Origin of the sequence: Bradyrhizobium sp. NBAIM01 (assembly GCF_020194115.1) — a bacterium.
Lineage (GTDB): Bacteria > Pseudomonadota > Alphaproteobacteria > Rhizobiales > Xanthobacteraceae > Bradyrhizobium > Bradyrhizobium yuanmingense.
Window position 1 is genome coordinate 40,662 of the sequence record NZ_JADYVU010000024.1, and the last position, 23,581, is coordinate 64,242.

Consider the following 23,581-nt stretch of genomic DNA (forward strand, 5'->3'; position numbering starts at 1 on the left):
AATGCTATTCACCGCCGACCACGACGACATCCGCCGCTCGCTGCAAAAGTTCATTGCGGGCGAGATCAATCCTCACGTCGATGAGTGGGAAAAGGCCGACATCTTCCCCGCGCACGAGCTGTTCAAGAAAATGGGCAGCCTCGGCTTCCTCGGCCTGAACAAGCCGGTCGAATTCGGCGGCTCGGGCCTCGACTATTCCTACGCGCTGATGATGGCGGAGGAGCTGGGCGCCATCACTTGCGGCGGCGTGCCGATGGCGATCGGAGTGCAGACCGACATGGCAACGCCGGCGCTGGCGCGCTTCGGCTCCGACGAGGTTCGGCGCGAATTCCTGGCGCCCTCGATCTCCGGTGACTACGTCGCCTGCATCGGCGTCTCCGAGCCCGGCGCCGGCTCGGACGTCGCCTCGATCAAGACGAGTGCGCGCTCCGACGGCGGCGATTACGTCATCAACGGCGGCAAGATGTGGATCACCAACGGCACCCAGGCCGACTGGATCTGCCTACTCGCCAACACCGGCGACGGTCCCGTTCACCGCAACAAGTCGCTGATCTGCGTGCCCATGAAGGCCAAGGGCGTCACAGTCGCGCGAAAACTCGACAAGATGGGCATGCGCTCCTCCGACACCGCGCAGATCTTCTTCGACAATGTCCGCGTGCCCAAGCGCAACCGGATCGGCGAGGAGGGCCAGGGTTTTACCTACCAGATGATCCAGTTCCAGGAGGAGCGGCTCTGGGGCGCGGCCGCCTGTCTGAAGGCGCACGAATACATCATCGACCAGACCATCGAATACACCCGCAACCGCAAAGCCTTCGGCAAGTCGATCCTCGACAACCAGGTCGTGCACTTCAAGCTCGCGGAGATGCAGACCGAGGTCGAGCTCCTGCGTGCGCTGATCTATCGCGCCGGTGAGCAGCTGGTCGCCGGCGAGGATGTGACGCGGCTCGCGACCATGGCCAAGCTGAAGGCCGGGCGGCTCGGCCGCGAGCTCACCGACGCTTGCTTGCAATATTGGGGCGGAATGGGCTTTACCAACGAGACGCCGGTCAGCCGCGCCTATCGCGACAGCCGCCTGACCTCGATCGGCGGCGGCGCCGACGAGGTCATGCTGATGGTCCTGTGCAAGATGATGGGCACGCTGCCCGGCAGCAAAGGGAAGGCCTCATGATCACGCTGTATCACTGCGACGCCGCACGCTCGTTCCGTCCGCTCTGGATGCTGGAGGAGATGGGGCTGCCCTATGAATTGAAGATGCTGCCGTTCCCGCCGCGCGTCTTCGCCAAGGACTATCTCGCGCTCAATCCGCTCGGCACCATCCCCTTCTTGATCGACGGCGAGACAAGGATGACGGAATCCTCCGGCATCTGCCATTACCTCGGCATCAAATACGGCCCGACGCCGTTGATGGTCGGTCCTGAGGATCCCGCCTACGGCGCGTTCCTGAACTGGATGTATTTCAGCGATGCCACGTTAACCTTCCCGCAGACGCTGGTGCTGAGATACACCCAGCTCGAGCCGGAGGAGCGCCGCAACCCGCAGGTCGCCACCGATTACGCGAAATGGTTTCTGGGCAGACTGCGCGCCGTTGAGGCAGCGACGGCGAATGCCGAAACATTGTGCGCGGGCCGCTTCACCGCCGCCGACATCGTCATCGGTTACGCGCTTCGGCTCGCGAGCAATATCGGGCTTGCCAAGGATTTCGGGCCAAACGTCGCAGCCTATTGGGCGCGCCTGCAGCAGCGCGAGGGTTTCAAGCGCGCGGTTGCTGCGGAGCAAAAGGCCGGGCAAGAGCAGAATGTTGCGCCGAGGGTGAGGGCGTAAGGGAGACCGTCATTCCGGGGCGCGGAAGCGCGATCCCGGAACCTCGAGATTCCCGGTTCGCGCTATTGCGCGTCCACGACGCGCCATGTCTTTTGACAGCGCTATCCTACCGTGACAGCGCCCAAATTTCCGCTAAGGTGACCTCCGTCCGCAGCGGCCAGAGAGCCGCGCGAGGAGGAACCAAATGGAATATAACGGTCGCGAATCCGACCACCTGATGCTGATCACGCCGGAGCGGGTGTTTTATGCGGGCCTGCTCGGCCGTCCGCGCAAACGGACACCCGGCTGCTGCCATGTCTATGTCGCGGTGAAGGGCAATCTGCACCTGACCATCGACGACGTTCTCGCCACCGGCGAGCTGTTCGTCACCCTGCCGAACCAGCGGCACTCCATCGCCAGCGACTATCGCACCGTCATCAGCGTGACGCTGGAGCCGGAAAGCATGGCGGATGGCGTGTTTGAAGCCTTGGCCGCGCGCCTGACCGGACCCGATCAGGCCGCCTATGCCCGCAAGATCCTCGCCGCCTACGCCTTGCTGCGTCAGCGCCGCTATGGCGACATCACCACGGCCGAGTTCGACGAGATGTGCTTTGGCGAGGCGCTGCCGCGCCGCGTGCTGGATCCGCGCGTGATGCGTGCGGTGGCCCGCATCGAGCGCTTCTCCGGCGAGCCGGTGACGGCGGATACCTGCGCCGCTGAAGCCGGCCTCTCGGCCTCGCGCTTCCTGCACCTGTTCAAGGAGGAGACCGGCATCTCGTTCCGCTCCTTCCGCGCCTGGAAGCGCGCGCGGTATCTGCTGCACTTCGCCAACCAGGACCTCAACCTCGCCCATCTGGCGCAGGACATCGGCTATCCCGATTCCACGCATTTCAGCCACTCGATCCGCCGCTTCTACGGATTGAAGCCGCGGGCGATCTTCGTCGGCTCGCGCGATCTTGCGATCTACCGCAGCACCGAGACCGTGCGGATGGCGGAGGCGAGCTAGGCACGCTCTCGTAGGGCGGGCAAAGCGTAGCGTGCCCACCATCTTTGCCAAACACCGAAAGCGGTGGGCACGGCGCAAGGGCGCCTTTGCCCACCCTACGAAAGCTCGTCTTTTCCCAGCTTCTCCGCGCAAGAAGCCGCATGTCGCGCGTCACATGATCGCAAGCGTTGAATTCTAAACGTGCGAGACAGTGAACGCATGAGCGACAAGGCCGTCATCACCTGCGCGCTGAACGGCGTGCTCACCGACCCCAAGCAGCACAACGTGCCCGTGACGCCCGAGCAGATGGCGCGCGAGGCCAGGGCTGCGTTCGAGGCCGGCGCGTCCATCATGCACATCCATCTGCGCCAGCAGGCGCCGGGCAAGGGACATCTGCCGTCCTGGGAGGTCGCGGTCAGCAAGGAGATCCAGCAGGCGATCCGCGAAGCCTGCCCGGGCGTGATCATCAACCACACCTCGGGCGTGTCGGGGCCGAACTACTCAGGCGCGCTCGACTGCATCCGCGAGACGAAGCCCGAGATTGCCGCCTGCAACGCAGGCTCGCTGAACTACCTGAAGGTGAAGGCCGACAACAGCTGGGCCTGGCCGCCGATGATGTTCGACAATTCGGTCGAGAAGGTGAAGGACTATCTCGACGTCATGAACGCGGTCGGCACCATCCCCGAGTTCGAGTGCTTCGACGTCGGTATCGTCCGCTGCGTCGGCATGTACCACCAGGTCGGCATGTACAACGGCCCGCTCGAGTACAATTTCGTCATGGGCGTCGCCTCCGGCATGCCGGCCGATCCTGAATTGCTGCCGATCCTCTTGAAGCTGAAGCGCCCCGAGGCGCATTGGCAGGTCACCGCCATCGGCCGCGAGGAGATCTGGCCGCTGCACCAGCGCTGTGCCGAGCTCGGCGGTCATCTGCGCACCGGCCTCGAGGACACCTTCTATCTCGCCGACGGCAACAAGGTGACGTCGAACGGTCAGCTGATCGAAGCCGTCGCCGCCTGCGCAAGGCGCGCCGGCCGCGAGATCGCAAGCCCCGCCGAGGCGCGGAAGATCTTTGGGACGAACAGGTAAGGTATCGCCTCACCCGTCATTGCGAGCGAAGCGAAGCAATCCAGAATCTCTCCGCGGATGCAGTCTGGATTGCTTCGTCGCTTCGCTCCTCGCAATGACGAGCAGGATCAAGTCATGTCCACCATCGAAAACACCATCTCCCCCGGCAGCGCCGCCTACCAGGCCAACCGCGACGGCATGCTCGGCCTGATCGACCGCATGCGCGCACTGGAAGAGCGCACGCGCGCGGCGTCGGCCGCGGCCAAGGACCGCTTCCACAAGCGCGGCCAGTTGCTGCCGCGCGAGCGCGTCGCGCTGGTGCTCGATCCCGGGGCGCCCTTCATCGAGCTGTCGACGCTCGCCGGCTACATGTTCGACGTGCCGGATGCGAACAAGAGCGTGCCGGGCGGCGGCGTCATCGCCGGCATCGGCTTCGTCTCGGGCATCCGCTGCATGGTCAGCGCCAGCGATTCCGGCATCGACGCCGGTGCGCTGCAGCCTTACGGTCTCGACAAGACGCTGCGGGTGCAGGAGCTCGCGCTGGAGAACAAGCTGCCCTATGTGCAACTGGTCGAAAGCGCCGGTGCCAATCTGTTGCGCTACCGCGTCGAGGATTTCGTTCGCGGCGGCAACATTTTTCGCAACCTGGCGCGGCTGTCGGCGGCGGGCCTGCCGGTCGTCACCGTCACGCACGGCTCCTCCACCGCGGGCGGCGCCTATCAGACCGGCCTCTCCGACTACATCGTCATGGTCCGCGGCCGCACCCGCGCCTTCCTCGCCGGGCCCCCGCTGCTGAAAGCTGCGACCGGCGAGATCGCGACCGAGGAGGAGCTCGGCGGCGCCGAGATGCATACGCAGATCTCCGGCCTCGGCGATTACCTCGCCGAGGACGATCGTGACGCATTGCGCATCGCGCGCGAGATCATGGCCGCGCTGCAATGGGAGCGGCCGGGCAAAGCGGCGGCGCAGTTCAAGCCGCCGCGCTATGACCAGGACGAGCTGCTCGGCATCATGCCGATGGACCACAAGCGCCCGGTCGACATGAAACAGGTGATCGCGCGCATCGTCGACGATTCCGATTTCACCGAGATGGCACCGAGTTACGGCCCGGCCACCGTCTGCGGCCATGCCCGCATCGAGGGCCAGGCCATCGGCATCATCACCAACAACGGCCCGCTCGATCCCGCCGGCGCCAACAAGGCGACGCATTTCATCCAGGCCTGCTGCCAGACCCGCACGCCGATCCTCTATCTCAACAACACCACCGGCTACATGGTAGGCAAGGCCTATGAGGAGGCCGGCATGATCAAGCACGGCTCCAAGATGATCCAGGCGGTGACCTCGGCGACGGTGCCGCAGATCACCATCTATTGCGGCGCCTCGTTCGGTGCCGGCAATTACGGTATGTGCGGTCGCGGCTTCCATCCGCGCTTCTGCTTCTCCTGGCCCAATGCCAAGACCGCGGTGATGGGCGGCGAGCAGGCCGCCGAGACCATGGCGATCGTGACCGAGGCCGCTGCCGCGCGCCGCGGCAAGCCGATCGAAAAGGACAAGCTCGACGCCATGAAGGCGCAAATCATCGGCGTGTTCGACGGCCAGATGGATGTGTTCTCGACCAGCGCCCGCGTGCTCGACGACGGCGTGATCGATCCGCGCGACACCCGCGCGGTGCTATCGGAGGTGCTCGCGATCTGCCGCGAGGGCGATGCGCGCACGCCCCAGCGCATGCAGTTTTCGGTGGCCCGCCCATGAGGAACGGATCAGTGCAGCACCGGCCGTTCTCTAGGGTTCTGGTTGCCAATCGCGGCGAGATCGCACTGCGCGTGATGCGCAGCGCGCGAAAACTCGGCCTCGGTGTCGTCGCGGTCTATTCCGATGCGGATCGCGATGCGCTTCATGTGAAGCAGGCGGACCAGGCCGTGCGCATCGGCGAAGCCTTGCCGGCGCAATCCTACCTCAACATTCCCGCGATCATCGAAGCGGCCAAGGCCAGCGGCGCGGATGCCGTTCACCCCGGCTATGGCTTTCTCGCCGAGAACGAGGCGTTTGCGCGCGCCTGCAAGGATGCCGGCCTCGTCTTCATCGGCCCGTCGCCGCAGGCGATCGAGGCGATGGGCAACAAGGCCGGCGCCAAGGAGATCATGAAGAAGGCCGGCGTGCCCATCGTGCCCGGCTACCAGGGCGCTGAGCAAGGCGACGAGGTCATGCTCACCGAAGCCGGGAAGATCGGCTTTCCCGTGATGATCAAGGCGGTCGCCGGCGGCGGCGGCCGCGGCATGCGGCTCGTCACTGACGCGGCATCCTTCCCCGATGCCCTGCGCAGCGCGCGGTCGGAAGCGAAAGCCGCGTTCGGCGATGCGGCCGTCATCCTCGAGCGGGCGATCCAGAACCCGCGCCACATCGAGATCCAGGTGTTCGGCGACAGGCACGGCAATGCCATCCATCTCGGCGAGCGCGATTGCTCGGTACAGCGGCGACATCAGAAGCTGATCGAGGAGGCGCCGTCGCCGGCGGTCACGCCGGAGCTTCGCGCGAAGATGGGCGAGGTCGCGGTGTCAGCGGTGAAGGCGCTGCGCTATGAAGGCGCCGGCACGCTGGAATTCCTGCTCGATGCCAGTGGCGCGTTCTACTTCATGGAGATGAACACGCGCCTGCAGGTCGAGCATCCCGTCACCGAGGCGATCACCGGGCTCGATCTCGTCGAGCTGCAGCTGCGCGTCGCGCGCGGCGAACCCTTGCCGGTGAAGCAGCAGGACATCAGGTTCTCCGGGCACGCCATCGAGGTGCGGCTCTGCTCGGAAGACGCCGCGCAGGATTTCATGCCGCAGTCCGGTCGCATGGCGCGCTGGCAGGTGCCTGAGGGCATCCGCGTCGAGCACGCGTTGCAACCTGGCTCGGAGATTCCGCCATTCTACGATTCCATGATCGCCAAGGTGATCAGCCACGGCGTCAATCGCGAGGAGGCGAGGGGACGGCTGATCGTCGGATTGGAGCAGCTCACCGCGTTCGGCGTGACGACGAACCAGGCGTTCCTATTGTCGTGCCTGCGTCATCCCGGCTTTGCCAAGGGGGAAGCGACGACGGCTTTCATCGGCGCCCATCGCAACGAGCTGCTTGCGCCGCGTGCGGACGCGGCATTCGAGATGGCGCTGGCAGGCCTGCTGCTCTACGTCACCAACCCGCGCGCGCCGTCGTGGCAGGGCGGGCGGAGCCTTGCCGTCACCTTTCCGCTGCCGGCGAAAATCGACATCGGCGGCGATGCGCACGAGCTCGACATCATGCGCGAGCGCGACGGCAGCTACACCGTCGCCGTCGAAGGCCGCCAGCATAAGTTCGAGATCGACCAGCTCGATCTCGACGCCATCCGCTTCCGCCTCTCCGGCGTGATGGACAGCGCGAAATTCCTGCGGGATGGCGATCGGCTCTATCTGCAGCATCGTGGCATCCCGCTCGCGGTGAATGATCTCACGCTAGCCGCACCGCAGGCCGCCGCGAGCAATGGCGGCGACGGCAAGGTCCGCGCTGCCATGAACGGCCGCGTCGTCGCCGTGCTGGTCAAGCCCGGCGACCGCGTCACCGCCGGCCAGCCGGTGTTGACGCTGGAGGCGATGAAGATGGAGCACGTCCACAAGGCCGGCACCGCGGGCGTGGTTAGCGCGATCGACGTCGCCGAAGGCGAGCAGGTCACGACGGGCCGCATCGTCGCGGAGATCGGGGCGGGTTAGCGCCACAAACGCGGTCTCGTAGGGTGGGCAGGCACGCAGCGCCGTGCCCACGAATGTCGATCATAAGCGGAATGGTGGGCATGCTTCGCTTTGGCCACCCTACGGCTGTGGCGGCCGCTCACGTTCAAAAAACAAAGTAATTTCAAGATCTTGCTTGTTGCGCAAATCTCGCGGCAATTTCGCATTGAACATAGTTCATTTTCAAGCTACCAATATTGAACGATGTTCAATATCTGGAGCTATTTCATGCTGCGCGCGCGCGACCAAGCTCAACCGGCCAATGCACTGGTCCCGCCAGTCGTTCGCCGACTCTCGTACGCCCCCCTTCAAACCGGCGAGAAATATCTTATCGGTGCGCTCCTCGTCCTGACGCTCACCGCGCTTCTGGCGCCCACGATGCCCGCCGCCGCCTGGCACATCCCGCATTTCGTCGATAGCCGCACCTTCCTCGGCGTGCCCAATGCCGGCGACGTGCTGAGCAATCTCGCCTTCCTCGCGATGGGCGTCTGGGGCTCGGAACGGCTGCGTGCCCGCCACGATGCGCCGGTGGGTGCGAACTGGTTCCTCGTCGGCCTGATCCTCACGTGCCTCGGCTCGGGCTTCTATCATCTCGACCCCGACGTGCCGCAACGGCTCATCGCCGATCGTCTCGGCATGGCGGTCGCGTTCGCGGGCTTTCTGGGCATCGCGGCCAGCGAGCGCATCAGCACGCGCGCAGGCGAAGCGGTGCTGGTGCTGACGATGATCGCGGGCCTGTTGGCGGCCTGGGTGGCACGCGAGAATCTCACGCCCTGGGTGGTCGTGCAGTTCGGCGGCATGGCGCTGGCCGTGGGCCTCGCGTTCACACGCCCGCGACCCGGCGCGCTTGGCGTGCCGCTCGGCGGCGTGATCGTCTTCTATGTGCTGGCCAAGCTGTTCGAACTCGGCGACGTGACCGTGTTCGAAGCGACCGGCCACATGGTCTCGGGCCATACGCTCAAACATCTCGCCGCCGCGCTCGCGGCCTGGCCGGTGATCCGGGCACTGGGATCTAGGCCGTGTACGCATTAAGCGGCTGGCCGTCGACTGATGTCCGCTTAAGCCCCAACACCAGCGGAGAAGCAGCAATCTTCCAATGTAGCTGAAGGGCCACATGCGGATTCATGCAGCGCAGCATCATTCAATCACCTCGTCAGCCGTCGCGAGTAGCGCGGTTGGAATATTCAGTCCGAGAGCGCGAGCAGTCTTAAGATTGATCACCAATCGGAAGCGTTCCGGCTGCTGGATCGGGAGTTCGGCCGCTTTCGCGCCCCGCAGCAGTTTTGCAACATAACCGGCGGAGCGGCGATTGAGGTCAATGATGTCAGGGCCATACGCGAGAAGGCCACCTTCGACCGCTTCTTCACGCCAGTGATACACCGCCGGAATGCGGTTTTGCGCGGCGAGCTCGATGATCTTGCGCCGGTTGGCGAACCCGATGGGGTCCACAAGCACGAGCAGGCCCTGAATATCCTTCGAAGCTATGGTCTGGAAAGCAGGGCCTATGTCCTCCACCGAGCGTTTGATCAACGGAAGTATCTCGACCTGCCGGTCCGCGGCGGTTTTCTGGAAGTCGGCCATCAGCCGTGCATGATATTGGTTGTCGGGGTCGAGGAGCACCGCGAACCGCGACGCCCGTGGCAGTAACTCCAACAGAAGCCCGAAATTCTTGCCGCTGCTTGCGACCCCGGTCAGTCCCGTCACGTTTCCACCCGGCCGCGCAAGACTTGCCGCAAGGCCGACACCGACCGCGTCTGCGGTGGCAGTCACGATGGGGATCGTGCCGGTGACTGCCCTGGCGGCAATTGCCTCGGGCGTGCTGGACGCCACAATCACCTCGACTTCGAGAGCCACCAGCTCGGCGGCAAATCTCGCCAGTTGTTCCCGGTCATTCTTCCAGAACCGGCGCTCGATGATGATGTTCGCGCCCTCCACATATCCCATCTCGCGGAGTCCGCGATCGAAGGCTTCGATACGTTGGTGCGGAACTGACGCCAGGAAACCGATGCGAGGCATCTTCTTCATGAGCTGATGGGCGGGCTGCGCGATCAAGCTGCGCGGCCAAACGGCACCGATGGCCCCGATCAGTGCAATGAACTCCCGCCGCTGCATGTACCCTCCAAGGACCACGCCTGGGGATGACTACATTAGCATTTTGCCATGGGACCGTGTGATCGACGGAGGTATGCGGGATTGAGATGGGCCGTTTGGGTTGAATAAGTCGAAAATAACGTCACAGCAAGAACCTCGCTGAATTAGGTCAGAGCGAGTGATGAAGTTCTCGCCTTCAACCCAACTATGCTCTCGGAGCTTTCGCAGAAAAGCATCGAGCGTGCGTTGTACCAACTCCCGGCTCGGAGCACTTAGGTAAACAATTCGATGGACACGTTCCTTTTGCCGGGCGCGCGCGGCAACTGGCCAAATTGCGGCCAGTCCGCCGAGGGTCGACATGAAATCGCGTCGCCTCATGACTAGCCTCCAAACAGCGGAGCATTATGGGGCGCAATCAGGACCGAGGATAGGGAAATGAGTCCGCAATGGATCGAATGCAGACGGTCGCGGTCGCGCGGCAAGGTCGCTACGGGCCGACATCGGGCGTAGAGCCTTATTCGATCACCTCGTCCGCACGGGCGAGCAGTGATGGCGGGATTTCGATGCCTAAGGATCGCGCGGTTGCTGAGTTGAGAACCAAACTGAACTCCGTGGGCTGCTGAATGGGCAAATCCTCCGGCCGAGCACCTCCCAAGATTCGTGCGGCGTAGATGCCGGCTTTTTCAAAGTTTGCGACAAGGCTCGGCCCGTAGCTCATCAGGCCACCGGCCGCCGGAAACTCGCGGAATTCATAAGACGCCGGAAGCGAATGACGATCGGCCAATGCGACAAGTTGCGCACGCAGGTTGAAAAATATCGCATCGTTGCTGACGAGGACCGCCCCGACTTGGGCACTAACAAGCTGCCTGAAAGCTGGCTCTAATTCATCCTGGTTGCGCGCCTTGGCTACTTTCAAGGTCCGCCCGGTCGAACGGGCAACTTCGTCAATTTCCTGAAGCAAGTCTTGATTGTCAGGGTTCACCAAAAATCCGACGGTAGCCTTTTGCTGGAGCAGCTCCTGGATCAGTTCGAGGCGCTTTAGGACAAGCCTCGCTGTCATCATAGATATGCCCGTGGCGTTGCCCCCGGGGTGAGCGAAGCTCTTTGCCAGTCCGAGCTTCACGGGGTCTGACGCGATTACGAATACGATCGGAATGGTTGAAGTCACTTTCCTTGCGGCGAGCGCAACCACATTGCCCCCTCCGATGATCAGCGCTGGATTGAAATGCAAGAGCTCCTGAGCGAGCTCCGGAAGCCTACTGTGGTTTCCTCGTGCCCACCTACGTTCTATCGTAACGTTTTTGCCAACTACGAAACCCCTCTCCGCGAGACCTCTTTCGAATGCTGCGTCATAGGGACTCGCAATGTCAGGGGAACCCACGGACAACACACCGATAACAGCTACCGCTGAACGTTGCGCGCTCGCCGTCAGCGGCCACAGAGGTGCCGCGCCGACAAGAAGCGTGATGAACTCCCGCCGTCTCATGTGCGCTCCTAAGCTCTCTGGTGACGGCATCGTAGCCGTTCAGGCGAGCTCATTGAAAGTGGCCAAGGTCAAAAGTGTTGCATCCGCGAACCGCCGCAGACTTCTGTCTCCCCCAGCTCCACGAAGCGAGAAACATTTGTTCCCGCTCCTAGAATTGCAATATGGCACGCCAATTTGCGACAGCATTACTGCTACACATCTCGCTGGGATTGCTGACCATGCCATTGTTTAAGGAGATCAGGGACCCTGACGATGCTCACGTTCCGGCGTCAGGCACGTGCAACCGCAAGAATGAGTTTCGACCCGGGCGGTTGAGGGGTTGGAGTGCAGGCTCAGACTTCTGCTATGGGTCAAAAGCGGTGCTCGGAGGGCGAGGTCCCAATGGTCGGCTGAGGGCCACAAGCGGACATCAACGGGACGATGCAAGAGCACATGGCGGATTTTCGGTTGCCATGATCCGGCCCCGCGCTGGGGAGCACGGAGCGTACAGAACGCTGGCTTGAGGTTGAGGCAATTGGTCCAATCTTCTGATCCATCTTGAAACAAGATCAAGCCTCTCTAAGTCTCACGCCGGAAGGCTCCTCCGACCTCTTTTGGAAAGGATTGCTTGTAACCGTCGAGGACGACGATGATGACTCTGGAAGAAAAGCTCGCCCGCTTGCGCACCCACCGCAATAGCATTCACCGCTACCACCGGCTGCTCAAGACCCGCCTTTCCGATCTGGAGCGCGAGTACATCGAAAGCCGTCTCTCCGAGGAACGGGCGGCGCTGGTAAGCCTCGCGCGCACGCCGTTCCCCATTCCTTTTAAAATGCCGCCGCCAGAGCAGCAGCCGCAGACCTTCAAGCCTGAGGTGACCTGAGCTTGCCGTGGGCATCAGGAGGTCGCTCCCGTGCGACAGCGGCCCATCAACGGCGTCGAGCCGGAAAGAACCGAGGATGACATTACGCGTGAGCTGCTCGGCCCCAGGGGCGTTCCGGGCGGTCCCGATCCCGCCCGCATGGTCCCGCAGGTCGAGAAGAACACGCCAAAGCACATAAGGTGGAGAAACCCCGAGCTCCCGCGATGAACCGAGCGCCAGAAACCGGAACCTTGTTGATCTGGTCAAGGGCAGAGAGGCGGAACGGGTAGTGGCAAATCACCGTTGCTCCGAATTGCGGGGCGCCTTTGATTGCGGTGCAATGATGCAAGACGCTCAGAAGTACATCAACATTGCCGCTCTAGTCGCGCTCGCTGGTTGGCTTGGTCTCTGTTTCAAGATGGGCTGGTACTGATGGGGCGGCTTACGCCCGGAGTAGACCACATCGGCCCCAGCCTGGAGGTTTTTCCGGATCGAAAAACGAGCTGGGACCGAGAGGTCTGCCGTTGGATGGCAAACGCAGCTTGGTCCCAAAAATCATGCCCCGTGGCATTCAAATTTGGGAATCCGACGCAAACGGAATGCCCGATGAACCTAGCCCCGGAGCAAGGCCTTTCCATCGGCACTTTCGGAATTTGGCGCCGGGAGTAAGCCGTCCAGCAAGGCTAGCTCGAGCTGCGGCACTTACGGCTGACCCAAGGCCGACTGCGCTGAGTAGCTGCCGGCCCCAGGTCCGCACCGAATTTCGTCCGCGTCGGCTGGACAGGTTTTTCCGAGGACGGCGAAGCTATGCCACGAGCCAAACGATCCAGCTTCTCAGCTACCGGTGGTCAGCCGCGGCGGGTTGCGGGACATAATCCAGAGCTCGATCGCTGCCAAGATTGCGACCGCCGCGCCGATGATCACATGCACCGTCATCGCGGTGGTTCCCTGGAAGCCCAATACCCAGGGCGACACCAGTGCCCACAAGCCGACGACGAGGTTCAGCCATTCCTCCCACACCGCGAACGCCGCCAGCGCCGCGACCGCAAGGATCGCGATGGCGATACCGGTGATAACGGCGTTTTGAGAGACCGTCCCCGCATCGAAACCGAATATCCAGGGCGAAACGAACAGTACGGCGCCGAGGATCAGGTTCGCAACGTCACAAAACTTTGCGTTCGTCCAATTCCCTTCCCAATTCTGCATGGCACCCTCCATTGGAGGTTTCGATGCCAAATCAACCGCGTAATCGCCGAGCCGGTTTCCATCGCGGCCCGCGGCATAATGGCAACGGAGAGGCGGACCCGCCGCGCCGGTGCTGTCCTAGGCTGTGTGCTCATTAACCAGCTGACCGCCTGCGGTCCCAACCTTAACAGCGGCGGGAAAGCGGACGGCTCCGGAGGTCGCTGAAGGGTCAAAATGCGAAGAACTCAGGTTAAGCAAATCTGGACCGCTCTGCCGCGATAAGCAGACCTCTGTGAGACGCAGCGCAACTTCGCAGATGGACCAAAGGCTGAATTTACGGACTTAGTCACTATTGGCACGCGCCAGCAGGGACGTTCGAAGCCCTTCTTCGATTGACACGATCTGACTGTTCTCTCCACTTGGCCAATTGTCGGTTAGAGGCTTGAAGTCGTCGCCGCCCATCCTAAGTTCAGACGCTGCCGGCTGTGTCCGGCAAAACGAAACTCATGCGAAGGATTGAGAAGCCCGCTTACGCGGGCATAAGTCGAGGGAAGTCACATGAGAAAGCTTGCTCTTGCAATCGCCGCGGCAGCAACGCTCCTCATCGGAACCGTTGCGCCGGCCTCGGCCCATTGGCGGGGCCATCATCATCATTGGGGCGGTCCAGGCATTGGTCCGGCCATCGCGCTCGGCATGTTCACCGGAGCGCTGGCCGCCGCGGCCGCACCTCCGGTCTATTATGCGCCGGTCTATGGTCCGCCGCGATACTATTATGGCCCCCGCTATTACCGGACCGTCCGGTATTATCCGGCGGCATATCCTTACTGGTATCCCTGGTGAACTGATGCAAAGGCCCGGCCTGCAACCGGGCCTTATCGCAGCCCGGCATCTCGATCGCCTGCGTCCGGCGCTGCCGAGCCCGCGTTTGGGATGACTGGAACCGATGGCAGCAGGAGAAGTTCTGTCGTGAACATGCAGGTCCGGAGGCGCACCGGGCCCGAGCGAGCGCGCCAAATGCGCCTCGACGCTAGCCCGGCCTGCGTAACACGATCGGATCTGGTCTTCGCATGAACAAGAATGCCCGTTTCAATATCGGATACGCCATCGCCGCAATTTTCGCGGTCTTCCTGATTCAGTATCTGATCTCGGCGGCGAACCAGATCGCGGTGATCCCCTACAGCGAATATCAGCAATTGCTGCGCCAGGGGAAAGTCGAGACGGTCGGCATCTCCGACCGCACCTTGCAGGGCACGCTGAAGGAGCCGCTGTCCGGCGGCCAGAAGCAATTCGTCACCACGCGCGTCGACCAGGACGTCGCCCAGGAGCTCGAGAAGCACAACGTCCGTTTCACCGGGCAGATCGAGAGCACGTTTTTGCGCGACCTGTTGTCCTGGGTGATGCCGGTTCTGCTGTTCTTCGGCGTCTGGTGGTACATCGGCCGCCGCATGGCCGAGGGCGGCGGGATCGGCGGCGGGCTGATGGCGATCGGCAAGAGCAAGGCCAAGGTCTACGTTGAATCCAACACCGGCGTCACGTTTGCCGACGTCGCCGGCGTGGACGAGGCCAAGGACGAGCTGCGCGAGGTTGTCGATTTCCTGAAGAACCCGACAGACTATGGCCGGCTCGGCGGCCGCATGCCGAAAGGCGTGCTGCTGGTGGGCCCGCCAGGCACGGGCAAGACCTTGCTGGCCAAGGCCGTGGCCGGCGAGGCCAGGGTGCCGTTCTTCTCGATCTCCGGCTCGGAGTTCGTCGAGATGTTCGTCGGCGTCGGTGCCGCGCGGGTGCGGGACCTCTTCCAGCAGGCGCACGACAAGGCGCCGGCGATCATCTTCATCGACGAGCTCGATGCGCTGGGCCGCGCCCGCGGCATCGGCCCGTTCGCCGGCGGCCATGACGAGAAGGAGCAGACGCTCAACCAGCTGCTGGTCGAGCTCGACGGCTTCGATTCGCGCTCCGGGCTCGTCATCCTCGCCGCCACCAACCGGCCGGAAATCCTCGATCCCGCCCTGCTCCGCGCCGGCCGCTTCGACCGGCAGGTGCTGGTCGACCGGCCCGACAAGAAGGGCCGGATCGAGATCCTCAAGGTGCACATGAAGAAGGTGCGCCTGGCCGAGAATGTCGATGCAGACGCCGTTGCCGCGCTGACGCCAGGCTTCACGGGCGCGGATCTCGCCAATCTCGTCAACGAGGCCGCGCTGCTGGCGACGCGCCGCGCCGCCGAGGCGGTGACCATGAGCGATTTCAACAATGCGGTCGAGCGCATGATCGCAGGCCTGGAAAAGCGCAACCGCCTGCTCAACCCCAGGGAACGCGAGATCGTCGCCTATCACGAGATGGGGCACGCCCTCGTCGCGCTCTCACTGCCGGGGACCGATCCCGTGCACAAGGTCTCGATCATCCCGCGCGGCGTCGGCGCGCTCGGTTACACCATCCAGCGGCCGATCGAGGACCGTTTCCTGATGACCAAGGAGGAGCTGGAGAACAAGATGGCGGTGCTGCTCGGCGGCCGCGCCGCGGAGCTGATCGTGTTCGGGCACTTGTCGACCGGTGCGGCGGACGACCTGCGCCGCGTCACCGATATCGCCCGCAGCATGGTGACGCGCTACGGCATGTCGGAGCGTCTCGGCAGCGTCGCCTATGAGCGCGATCCCGGCAACTTCCTGGCCGGCCCTGACCGCCCCTATCCGACGCGCGAGCGCGACTATGCCGAGGAGACCGCGGCCGCGGTCGACCACGAGGTGAAAACCATCGTCGACCAGGTGTTCCAGCGCACCCAGGGCATCCTGACCACGCGGCGGCCGATCCTGGACCGCGCCGCAAGGAAGCTGCTCGAAAAGGAGACGCTGGAGCAGAGCGACATCGATGCGCTGATCCGGGAAATGCCCAAGGAAGGGTTGCGGGCGATCTAGGGCCACTCACGCGGCGCGCTTGCGCCTGATCTCGGCGGGAAGCTCGATCATCCACGTGTCCGGCGGCGAACCGTTCGAGATGAGCGGCGCGGGAGCGCCGTCGCGCTTCGGCGCCTCGATCCCGATGCCGGGATCGGTGCTTCTGGCGTGCCATTCGATCAGGAGATGGCCGGCCACCAACATCAAGCCGGCGCAGAACAGCGCAAGAGCCGCGCTCACGAGATCACGATAGTCATCCATCCCACGAACCAAACATGCGTGCAGCCTCATCGGCGCCTGCGTGGACCAGATTGGAATGAAGGCTTCGCGTTTCAAGAGCCCGGCGAGCGCGGAGAAGGAGACGGCAATCGCCATCGCCGATTTCATTCACGTCACGCTGGAACATTCCGGCCATTTCCAAATTCTAGTGGCGCCCACCGGCCTGAGGCGTCTGGGTGCCATGATCGGGCTCAGCGGATCAGGTTCGCGGTGGTCCAACCATCTTGCTCTAACGAGGATTTGGCCATGAAACCTGACTGCGCTCGGACCGCGCCGCTCTCGGCGCTTCACTCAGATTATCGCTTGGATCGGCAACGCGCCCTGGATCGGGGCGAACGGTGCTCGTGAGGGAGGGCGCGATGTTGGTTACCTCACTTCCTGCCCTTCACGGGGAAAGCGGGCTATCCCGCTATCTCAAGGAGATCCATCGTTTTCCGCTGCTCGAGGCATCGGAGGAAGCCGACTATGCGAGGCGATTGCGCGATAGCGGCGATCGTGACGCCGCCTATCGGCTGGTGACGAGCCATTTGCGGCTCGCGGCGAAGATCGCGCTGCAATATCGCCGCTATGGCCTCGCCATCGCCGACCTCATCTCGGAGGCCAATGTCGGGCTGATGCTGGCCGTCAAGCGGTTCGATCCCGAGAAAGGCTTCCGGCTCGCGACCTATGCCTCCTGGTGGATCAAGGCCTCGGTTCAGGAATACATCCTGCGATCATGGTCGCTCGTCAAGCTGGGCACCACTGCTGCGCAGAAGAAGCTGTTCTTCAACCTGCGCAAGCTGAAGAACAAGCTTGGCGTCGCGGAGGATGGCGAGCTCCGGACGGATCAGCTGACATCTATCGCGAGGCATCTCGACGTCAGGGAAGCCGACGTCGCCGAGATGAACGGCCGGCTGCGCGGCGACATCTCACTCAACGCGCCGATCAGCGTCGAGACGGAAGGCGACCAATGGCAGGACCGGCTGGTGGATCCCTCTCCCGATCCGGAGAGTCTGCTGCTGGACGCGGCCGACCGTGAACGCACCAAGGCTGCCCTCGCCGATGCACTCGCTGCGCTGACACCGCGGGAGCGCAGCATCGTCGAGGCGCGATATCTCGGCGAGCCGCAGCAGACGCTGGATGCGCTCGCCGGCAAGTTCGGCATCTCGCGCGAGCGCGTCCGGCAGATCGAGCAGCGCGCGTTGCAGCGGATCAAGGCGAAGATGTTCGCGCGCCTCGATGAGGCGCGCCTTGCGACGTCGCGTTAGGCGAGCGAAGAAGAATGCTGATCGGCCAAGGCCGATCAGCATCCTCTGCAGATATCGGGGACAAGACGTTCGGGCGAAAACTCCCGGCTCCTGCGCTCGGTCTGGCCGGACTTCCCCGGATTGCTCCGAGACGCTCCGACGGAACTGGTCGCAAGCTGCCGGGCGGGCTCGGCCGAGCTCCGCATCTCGGCGCGAGGCGTGTCGGCCTCCTTGGCCTGAAGCCCATTGGCCATGCCCAACACAGCGACGGCGAGGACAATGCCTCTCATCTGATGATCCTCCTTTCGCGTGAGCGATGAGTGGCTGAACGATGAGGAGCGGCCTCGCCGGCCGCTCCCCCATTTCAGCTCGTGGCGGGCTCCGGCTTGTCTCGATCAGGCGGCGTGAGGTCGAGCCGGATCCCGGATGGCCCGAGGACCGGCAGCAATGTGTTGACCTTCATGGCCGGGCTGCCCCGATCCCAGCTCGACCACGGCATCGTGTCCAGGTACGGGATCGGCGGCAAGGCGAGCCGCTCGAAACTGTCCGCAGTCTTGGCGGCAGGGCCGGGGCTTTCGGCGCCAAAGGCCGCAAAGGGCACCAGCGAGAGGCCAGCCCCAACGGCCAAGGCGGCGAGCCGCCGCAACGTTTTCCGAGTGGTTTCCCCGCGAGCGGAGAAAGCACGATCCTTGATCATTTCATCCTCCTTTCGTTCGAGAACACAGTCACAGATCCATGGCAAACGAGCCCGGCCGCTCGGCCAGGCTCGCCCGTCCTTAGAAGTCCATCGCGGGAGCGCTCGGCGCTTCCGTCTTCTTCGGCTTCTCGGCCACCAGCGCTTCGGTCGTGATGAGCAGCGAGGCCACCGAGGCCGCATCCTGCAAGGCGGTGCGGACGACCTTGGCAGGATCGATCACGCCCGCCTGCACCAGATCCTGGTACTCGCCAGTCGCGGCATTGAAGCCCCAGGTGTAGGTCTGGTTCTCGAGCAGCTTGCCGACGACGACGGAGCCGTCCTCACCCGCATTCTGCACGATCTGCCGCGCCGGGACCTGGATGGCGCGGCGCACGATGTCCACGCCGGCCTTCTGGTCGGGATTGGCGGTCTTGACGCCGTCGAGCGCCTTGAGCGCGCGCAGCAGTGCCACGCCGCCGCCCGGCAGGATGCCTTCCTCGACCGCGGCCCGGGTCGCATGCAGAGCGTCGTCGACGCGATCCTTGCGCTCCTTGACCTCGACCTCGGTCGCGCCGCCGACCCGGATCACCGCGACGCCGCCGGCGAGCTTGGCGAGGCGCTCCTGCAGCTTCTCGCGGTCGTAGTCCGAGGTGGTTTCCTCGATCTGCGCCCTGATCTGCTGGCTGCGCGCCTCGATGTCCTTCTTGGCGCCGGCGCCGTCGACGATCGTCGTGTTCTCCTTCTCGATCACCACTTTCTTGGCACGGCCCAGCATCTTCACGGTGACGTTCTCGAGCTTGATGCCGAGATCTTCGGAGATCACGGTGCCGCCGGTGAGGATCGCGATATCCTCCAGCATCGCCTTGCGGCGGTCGCCGAAGCCCGGCGCCTTGACGGCTGCCACCTTCAGGCCGCCGCGCAGGCGGTTGACGACCAGCGTCGCCAGCGCCTCACCCTCGACCTCCTCCGCGATGATCAGGAGCGGCTTGCCGGATTGCACGACCTGCTCCAGCAGCGGCAGCACGGTCTGCAGGCCCGACAGCTTCTTCTCGTGGATCAGCACATAGGGATCCTCGAGCTCGGCCTTCATCTTCTCGGCGTTGGTGACGAAATAGGGCGAGATGTAGCCGCGGTCGAACTGCATGCCCTCGACCACTTCGAGCTCGGTGTGCAGGCTCTTCGCTTCCTCGACCGTGATCACGCCCTCATTGCCGACCTTCTGCATCGCATCCGCCAGGAAGCGGCCGATCTCGGTGTCGCCGTTGGCCGAGATGGTGCCGACCTGGGCGATCTCGTCGTTAGAGGTGATCTTCTTGGCGTGCGACTTGAGGTCGGCGACGATCGCATCCACGGCAAGGTCGACGCCGCGCTTGAGGTCCATCGGATTCATGCCGGCCGCGACGGCCTTGGCGCCCTCCTTGACGATGGCCTGCGCCAGCACCGTCGCCGTGGTGGTGCCGTCTCCGGCGAGATCACTGGTCTTCGAGGCGACCTCGCGCACCATCTGGGCGCCCATATTTTCGAACTTGTCCTCCAGCTCGATCTCCTTGGCGACGGTGACGCCGTCCTTGGTGATGCGGGGAGCGCCAAACGATTTCTCGAGGACGACGTTGCGCCCCTTTGGACCGAGCGTGACCTTCACCGCATTCGCCAGTGTGTCGACGCCCTGCAGCATGCGCTCGCGGGCCTCGGTCGCGAACTTCACGTCCTTGGCAGCCATGTTGTTAAACTCCTTTCCGTTCGATGACTGTCAGCGTTACGCCGCCTTCTTCAGCGTGCCGGCCTGCTCGGCCACGCCGAGAAGATCGCTTTCCTTCATGATCAACAGCTCCTCGCCGTCGATCTTGACCTCGGTGCCCGACCACTTGCCGAACAGCACCCGGTCGCCGACCTTGACGTCGAGCGGCACAAGCTGGCCCTGCTCGTTTCGCCCGCCCGGCCCCACGGCGATGACCTCGCCCTGCTGCGGCTTCTCCTTGGCGGTGTCGGGAATGATGATGCCGCCGGCGGTCTTCTCCTCGGCATCGATGCGGCGCACGAGCACACGGTCGTGCAACGGGCGGAAATGCATGCACATCCTCCTTGGGTAGGTTCAGCGATGTCCAAAATCCGGGTCCGGAACCGGCCCCCGGGCGGCAAACGACCTAGGAATACGCGGATTTCTAGTCAAGAGGACCTGCAAAAATTTTTGCGCAAGATTCTTGTCCGGATCCTTTGGATGTGCCGCCGTCCCTGTCACGCCTGCTTGGTGGGCGAGGTGCATCGGCTTGGGCCCGCAAATCTCGAGAGCCGCCCTTACTGGTCATTTCCATTTGAGGATGATCCCATATAGCCCCTTGAGGTCCGCTTTGGGTCAAAAGCGGTAACGCTCTGCCGAGCAGAAGATTTCCGCTCCTCCCTCAGGAGCTGACATTTCTTCTATGAGTCCGCCTTAGCGGCCTCGCCCCGTCCCGTCATTGAGCAGACACGCCACCTGATGCCCGTCTCCGGCATCCACCAGCGCCGGCCGCTGCGTCTTGCACCGCTCCATCGCAAACCGGCAGCGGGTGTGAAATGCGCAGCCCGACGGCGGATTGACCGGGCTCGGCACGTCGCCGTCGACCAGCGGCGCGAGCTTCTTCGCCAGCGGGTTGGCGACCGGCACCGAGGCGAGCAGGGCCTGCGTGTAGGGATGCCGGGGATTGCGGAACAGCTCGTCCTTGTCGGCGATCTCGACGATGCGGCCGAGATACATCACGGCGACGCGGTGGCTGATATGGGCGACCACGGCAAGGTCGTGCGCGATGAAGAGATAGGAGAAGCCGTGCTGCCGCTGCAGGTCGATCAGAAGGTTGATCACCTGCGCCTGGATCGAGACGTCGAGCGCGGAGACCGGCTCGTCGCAGACGATCAGGCGTGGCCCCAGCGCCAGCGCGCGGGCAATGCAGATGCGCTGGCGCTGACCGCCGGAGAATTGATGCGGGAAATTGCGCATCTGGTCGGGCCGCAATCCCACCTGCTCGAACAGCCTTGCGACCCGCGCGTCCAGCTCCTTGCCGGTGGCGAGCCCGTGCACGGCGATCGGCTCGCCGACGATGTCGCCGGCGGTCATGCGCGGATTGAGCGAGGCGAACGGATCCTGGAACACGATCTGCATCGAGCGGCGGTGCGGCCGCATCGCCGTTTTCGACAGATGCGTGATGTCCTCGCCGTCGAGGCGGATCTGGCCCGAGGTCGGCTCGACCAGCCGCAGCACGCTGCGCGCCACCGTGGACTTGCCGCAGCCGGATTCGCCGACGAGGCCGAGCGTCTCGCCGGTGCCGAGCGCGAACGAGACGCCATCGACCGCGTGCACGGTGCCGACCTGCCGGCGCAACACGCCGGCGCGCACCGGGTAGTGCTTCTTGAGGTCGGTGACTTCGAGCAGTGCCTCGGTCATGCCACCTCCGCCACTTCTTCCGCGCGCCAGCAGGCGGCCAGATGCCCGCCGCCCCAATCTGCCAGCGGCGGATATTCGGCCTCGCAACGCTTGATGGCGAGCTTGCAGCGCGGCGCGAAGGCGCAGCCTTGCGGCAGCCGCACCAGCGATGGCACCGTGCCGGGGATTTCGTTGAGCCGCGCCTGCGCAGCGGCGCCGGAAGCCGGCACGGCCGGGATAGAGGCCATCAGCCCGCGCGTATAGGGATGCTTCGGCGCGGCGAACAGCGCCTCGACGCTGGCTTCCTCGACCTTCCGCCCCGCATACATCACGATCACGCGTTGCGCGGTCTGCGCGACCACGCCGAGATCGTGCGTGATCAGCACGAGCCCGGTGCCGAGCTCCTTCTGCAGGTCGAGGATCAGCGCCAGGATCTGCGCCTGGATGGTGACGTCGAGCGCGGTGGTCGGCTCATCCGCGATCAGGAGCGCCGGCCGGCAGGCCAGCGCCATCGCGATCATCGCGCGCTGGCGCATGCCGCCGGAGAGCTGGTGCGGATATTCGCGCGCCCGCCGCGCCGGCTCGGGGATGCGCACCAGCCGCAGCATCTCGACCGCGATGCCTTGCGCCTCTTTCGACGAGATGTTCCGGTGCAGCCGCACGGCCTCGACGATCTGGTCGCCGATCCGCATCACCGGATTGAGCGAGGTCATCGGCTCCTGGAAGATCATGGAGATGCGATTGCCCCTGACCGCGCGCATCTGCGCTTCATCCAGCGGCAGCAGGTCGGTGCCTTCGAGCGAGACGGAGCCGCCGACGATGCGGCCGGGCGGATCGGGCACGAGGCGCATCAGCGACAGCGCGGTCACGCTCTTGCCGCAGCCGGATTCGCCGACGATCGCCAGCGTCTCGCCGCGTCTCACGCTGAAGGAGAGGTCGTCGACCGCCTTGAACAGGCCGGAATTGGTGAAGAACACCGTCTTCAGGTTTTTCACGTCGAGCACGAGATCGGTCTTGTCCGCCATCAGCCGCGCTGCCTCGGATCCAGGATGTCACGCAGGGCGTCGCCGAACAGGTTGGCGCCGAACACTGCGAGGCTGATCGCGACGCCCGGGAAGATCACCAGCCACGGCGCGGTGCGGACATATTCGGCGGCGGATTCGGACAACATGCGCCCCCACGACGGATAGGGTTCGGGAATGCCGAGGCCGAGGAAGGACAGCGAAGCCTCGGTCAGGATGGTCGAGCCGAGCTGGGCGGTGGCGAGCACGATCAGCGGCGCCAGCGTGTTCGGCAGCACGTGACGCAGCGCGATCCGCATCTCGCTCATGCCGATCGACTTGGCGGCCTCCACGAACGGCTGCTCGCGCAGCGCCAGCGTGTTGGCACGGATGACGCGCGCCACCGTCGGGATCAGCGGAATGGCGATGGCGATGATCACGTTCGGCAGCGAGGGCCCGAGCGCGGCTGTCATCACCAGCGCCAGCACCAGGAGCGGCAGCGCCTGCAGCACGTCGGAGACGCGCTGGAACACCAGATCAAACCAGCCGGAGAGATAGCCGGAGGTGAGGCCGACGATCACGCCGATGGTGCCGCCGAGCACGGTCGAGCCGATGCCGACCGCGAGCGAGATCCGTGCGCCGTGGATGATGCGGCTGAACACGTCGCGGCCGAAGGAATCGGTGCCCATCCAGTGCGCCCAGCTCGGGCGCGCCAGCGCGCGGGCGGAATCGACGGTCAGCGGATCATAGCGCGCAATGACATCGGCGAAGATCGCCGTCAGCACGAACAATGTCATGATGACGAGCCCGGCCGCGCCCAGCACGTGCCGCTGCGCCATGAACAGCACGCGCCGCCAGCCCCCGGTCGCATGCGCCCCGGCCCGCCTCAGCTCAACGTCGAAATCGATCGCGGCCAAG

At 64.2% G+C, this 23,581-nt stretch carries 21 protein-coding genes; 11 read left to right on the forward strand and 10 right to left on the reverse strand.

The window, feature by feature from the left end; all coding sequences use genetic code 11:
• Position 1 precedes the first annotated feature (1 nt).
• The 7 genes from I6F31_RS35210 (at position 2) to I6F31_RS35240 (ending at position 8,625) form a co-directional block, all read left to right on the forward strand.
• Entirely contained in the window at positions 2-1,168 is a 1,167-nt protein-coding gene (locus I6F31_RS35210) for an acyl-CoA dehydrogenase family protein (RefSeq protein WP_225186957.1), read from the forward strand.
• Positions 1,165-1,821, forward strand: coding sequence for a glutathione S-transferase family protein (locus I6F31_RS35215; protein ID WP_057025965.1), 657 nt, complete (start codon positions 1,165-1,167; stop codon positions 1,819-1,821). The genes I6F31_RS35210 and I6F31_RS35215 overlap by 4 nt, the downstream gene beginning before the upstream one ends.
• A gap of 184 nt (positions 1,822-2,005) precedes the next feature.
• Positions 2,006-2,806, forward strand: a complete 801-nt coding sequence (locus I6F31_RS35220) for an AraC family transcriptional regulator (RefSeq protein WP_225186958.1) — start codon at positions 2,006-2,008, stop codon at positions 2,804-2,806.
• Between the two features lie 198 nt (positions 2,807-3,004).
• Complete coding sequence (locus tag I6F31_RS35225) at positions 3,005-3,871, forward strand: 3-keto-5-aminohexanoate cleavage protein (protein WP_225186959.1); 867 nt, start codon at positions 3,005-3,007, stop codon at positions 3,869-3,871.
• Positions 3,872-3,985: 114 nt separating this feature from the next.
• The gene (locus I6F31_RS35230) at positions 3,986-5,602 is read left to right on the forward strand and encodes an acyl-CoA carboxylase subunit beta (RefSeq protein WP_225186960.1); all 1,617 of its coding nucleotides are present in this window, start codon (positions 3,986-3,988) and stop codon (positions 5,600-5,602) included.
• Positions 5,599-7,575: an acetyl-CoA carboxylase biotin carboxylase subunit gene (locus tag I6F31_RS35235; RefSeq protein ID WP_225186961.1), complete on the forward strand. Its 1,977-nt coding sequence runs from the start codon at positions 5,599-5,601 to the stop codon at positions 7,573-7,575. The genes I6F31_RS35230 and I6F31_RS35235 overlap by 4 nt, the downstream gene beginning before the upstream one ends.
• Positions 7,576-7,821: 246 nt before the next feature.
• Positions 7,822-8,625, forward strand: a complete 804-nt coding sequence (locus I6F31_RS35240; protein ID WP_225186962.1) for a hypothetical protein — start codon at positions 7,822-7,824, stop codon at positions 8,623-8,625.
• Positions 8,626-8,730: 105 nt separating this feature from the next.
• Here I6F31_RS35240 and I6F31_RS35245 read toward each other — a convergent pair whose 3' ends face one another.
• Entirely contained in the window at positions 8,731-9,705 is a 975-nt protein-coding gene (locus I6F31_RS35245) for an ABC transporter substrate-binding protein (RefSeq protein ID WP_225183242.1), read from the reverse strand.
• A gap of 493 nt (positions 9,706-10,198) precedes the next feature.
• Positions 10,199-11,200, reverse strand: a complete 1,002-nt coding sequence (locus I6F31_RS35250) for an ABC transporter substrate-binding protein (RefSeq protein WP_081492914.1) — start codon at positions 11,198-11,200, stop codon at positions 10,199-10,201.
• Between the two features lie 598 nt (positions 11,201-11,798).
• Between I6F31_RS35250 and I6F31_RS35255 the strand changes: the two genes are divergently transcribed.
• On the forward strand, positions 11,799-12,032 hold the full coding sequence (locus tag I6F31_RS35255) for a hypothetical protein (RefSeq protein ID WP_306469161.1): 234 nt from the start codon (positions 11,799-11,801) through the stop codon (positions 12,030-12,032).
• An 813-nt stretch (positions 12,033-12,845) separates the two neighbouring features.
• Here I6F31_RS35255 and I6F31_RS35260 read toward each other — a convergent pair.
• Complete coding sequence (locus I6F31_RS35260; RefSeq protein ID WP_225145710.1) at positions 12,846-13,217, reverse strand: SPW repeat protein; 372 nt, start codon at positions 13,215-13,217, stop codon at positions 12,846-12,848.
• A gap of 537 nt (positions 13,218-13,754) precedes the next feature.
• Between I6F31_RS35260 and I6F31_RS35265 the strand changes: the two genes are divergently transcribed.
• Complete coding sequence (locus tag I6F31_RS35265; RefSeq protein ID WP_057030022.1) at positions 13,755-14,036, forward strand: hypothetical protein; 282 nt, start codon at positions 13,755-13,757, stop codon at positions 14,034-14,036.
• Positions 14,037-14,263: 227 nt separating this feature from the next.
• Positions 14,264-16,105 carry an ATP-dependent zinc metalloprotease FtsH gene (ftsH, locus tag I6F31_RS35270; protein ID WP_225186963.1) on the forward strand — a complete coding sequence of 614 codons (1,842 nt, stop codon included), beginning with the start codon at positions 14,264-14,266 and terminating at the stop codon, positions 16,103-16,105.
• 6 nt (positions 16,106-16,111) lie between these two features.
• Here the strand turns inward: ftsH and I6F31_RS35275 are convergent, their stop codons facing one another.
• The gene (locus tag I6F31_RS35275; protein ID WP_225148584.1) at positions 16,112-16,345 is read right to left on the reverse strand and encodes a hypothetical protein; all 234 of its coding nucleotides are present in this window, start codon (positions 16,343-16,345) and stop codon (positions 16,112-16,114) included.
• 377 nt (positions 16,346-16,722) lie between these two features.
• Here I6F31_RS35275 and rpoH point away from each other — a divergent pair, with 377 nt between their 5' ends.
• Positions 16,723-17,610 (forward strand): RNA polymerase sigma factor RpoH, encoded by an 888-nt coding sequence (rpoH, locus tag I6F31_RS35280; RefSeq protein ID WP_225186964.1) that lies wholly within the window; start codon positions 16,723-16,725, stop codon positions 17,608-17,610.
• Between the two features lie 343 nt (positions 17,611-17,953).
• Here rpoH and I6F31_RS35285 read toward each other — a convergent pair whose 3' ends face one another.
• The 6 genes from I6F31_RS35285 to I6F31_RS35310 all read right to left on the reverse strand — a co-directional run bounded on the left by I6F31_RS35285 (position 17,954) and on the right by I6F31_RS35310 (position 23,580).
• Entirely contained in the window at positions 17,954-18,286 is a 333-nt protein-coding gene (locus I6F31_RS35285; protein WP_225186965.1) for a hypothetical protein, read from the reverse strand.
• A 79-nt stretch (positions 18,287-18,365) separates the two neighbouring features.
• Positions 18,366-19,985: a chaperonin GroEL gene (groL, locus tag I6F31_RS35290; protein WP_225186966.1), complete on the reverse strand. Its 1,620-nt coding sequence runs from the start codon at positions 19,983-19,985 to the stop codon at positions 18,366-18,368.
• Positions 19,986-20,021: 36 nt separating this feature from the next.
• Positions 20,022-20,336, reverse strand: coding sequence for a co-chaperone GroES (groES, locus tag I6F31_RS35295; protein ID WP_036020204.1), 315 nt, complete (start codon positions 20,334-20,336; stop codon positions 20,022-20,024).
• 360 nt (positions 20,337-20,696) lie between these two features.
• A complete protein-coding gene (locus I6F31_RS35300) occupies positions 20,697-21,683 on the reverse strand; it encodes a dipeptide ABC transporter ATP-binding protein (protein ID WP_057025972.1) in 987 nt (328 codons plus the stop codon).
• A complete protein-coding gene (locus I6F31_RS35305; RefSeq protein WP_225186967.1) occupies positions 21,680-22,687 on the reverse strand; it encodes an ABC transporter ATP-binding protein in 1,008 nt (335 codons plus the stop codon). The genes I6F31_RS35300 and I6F31_RS35305 overlap by 4 nt, the downstream gene beginning before the upstream one ends.
• Positions 22,687-23,580: an ABC transporter permease gene (locus I6F31_RS35310; RefSeq protein ID WP_036020171.1), complete on the reverse strand. Its 894-nt coding sequence runs from the start codon at positions 23,578-23,580 to the stop codon at positions 22,687-22,689. The genes I6F31_RS35305 and I6F31_RS35310 overlap by 1 nt, the downstream gene beginning before the upstream one ends.
• Position 23,581: the final 1 nt, after the last annotated feature.

Excerpts from the sequence above, each read along its gene's own strand:
- I6F31_RS35245 (WP_225183242.1), bottom strand. The coding sequence starts at position 9,705 with ATGCAGCGGCGGGAGTTCATTGCACTGATCGGGGCCATCGGTGCCGTT.
- I6F31_RS35300 (WP_057025972.1), bottom strand. The coding sequence starts at position 21,683 with ATGACCGAGGCACTGCTCGAAGTCACCGACCTCAAGAAGCACTACCCG.
- I6F31_RS35230 (WP_225186960.1), top strand. The coding sequence starts at position 3,986 with ATGTCCACCATCGAAAACACCATCTCCCCCGGCAGCGCCGCCTACCAG.
- I6F31_RS35260 (WP_225145710.1), bottom strand. The coding sequence starts at position 13,217 with ATGCAGAATTGGGAAGGGAATTGGACGAACGCAAAGTTTTGTGACGTT.
- I6F31_RS35275 (WP_225148584.1), bottom strand. The coding sequence starts at position 16,345 with ATGGATGACTATCGTGATCTCGTGAGCGCGGCTCTTGCGCTGTTCTGC.
- I6F31_RS35220 (WP_225186958.1), top strand. The coding sequence starts at position 2,006 with ATGGAATATAACGGTCGCGAATCCGACCACCTGATGCTGATCACGCCG.
- I6F31_RS35235 (WP_225186961.1), top strand. The coding sequence starts at position 5,599 with ATGAGGAACGGATCAGTGCAGCACCGGCCGTTCTCTAGGGTTCTGGTT.
- I6F31_RS35255 (WP_306469161.1), top strand. The coding sequence starts at position 11,799 with ATGATGACTCTGGAAGAAAAGCTCGCCCGCTTGCGCACCCACCGCAAT.
- ftsH (WP_225186963.1), top strand. The coding sequence starts at position 14,264 with ATGAACAAGAATGCCCGTTTCAATATCGGATACGCCATCGCCGCAATT.
- I6F31_RS35215 (WP_057025965.1), top strand. The coding sequence starts at position 1,165 with ATGATCACGCTGTATCACTGCGACGCCGCACGCTCGTTCCGTCCGCTC.
- groL (WP_225186966.1), bottom strand. The coding sequence starts at position 19,985 with ATGGCTGCCAAGGACGTGAAGTTCGCGACCGAGGCCCGCGAGCGCATG.
- rpoH (WP_225186964.1), top strand. The coding sequence starts at position 16,723 with ATGTTGGTTACCTCACTTCCTGCCCTTCACGGGGAAAGCGGGCTATCC.
- I6F31_RS35250 (WP_081492914.1), bottom strand. The coding sequence starts at position 11,200 with ATGCCGTCACCAGAGAGCTTAGGAGCGCACATGAGACGGCGGGAGTTC.
- I6F31_RS35225 (WP_225186959.1), top strand. The coding sequence starts at position 3,005 with ATGAGCGACAAGGCCGTCATCACCTGCGCGCTGAACGGCGTGCTCACC.
- groES (WP_036020204.1), bottom strand. The coding sequence starts at position 20,336 with ATGCATTTCCGCCCGTTGCACGACCGTGTGCTCGTGCGCCGCATCGAT.
- I6F31_RS35210 (WP_225186957.1), top strand. The coding sequence starts at position 2 with ATGCTATTCACCGCCGACCACGACGACATCCGCCGCTCGCTGCAAAAG.
- I6F31_RS35265 (WP_057030022.1), top strand. The coding sequence starts at position 13,755 with ATGAGAAAGCTTGCTCTTGCAATCGCCGCGGCAGCAACGCTCCTCATC.
- I6F31_RS35285 (WP_225186965.1), bottom strand. The coding sequence starts at position 18,286 with ATGATCAAGGATCGTGCTTTCTCCGCTCGCGGGGAAACCACTCGGAAA.
- I6F31_RS35240 (WP_225186962.1), top strand. The coding sequence starts at position 7,822 with ATGCTGCGCGCGCGCGACCAAGCTCAACCGGCCAATGCACTGGTCCCG.
- I6F31_RS35305 (WP_225186967.1), bottom strand. The coding sequence starts at position 22,687 with ATGGCGGACAAGACCGATCTCGTGCTCGACGTGAAAAACCTGAAGACG.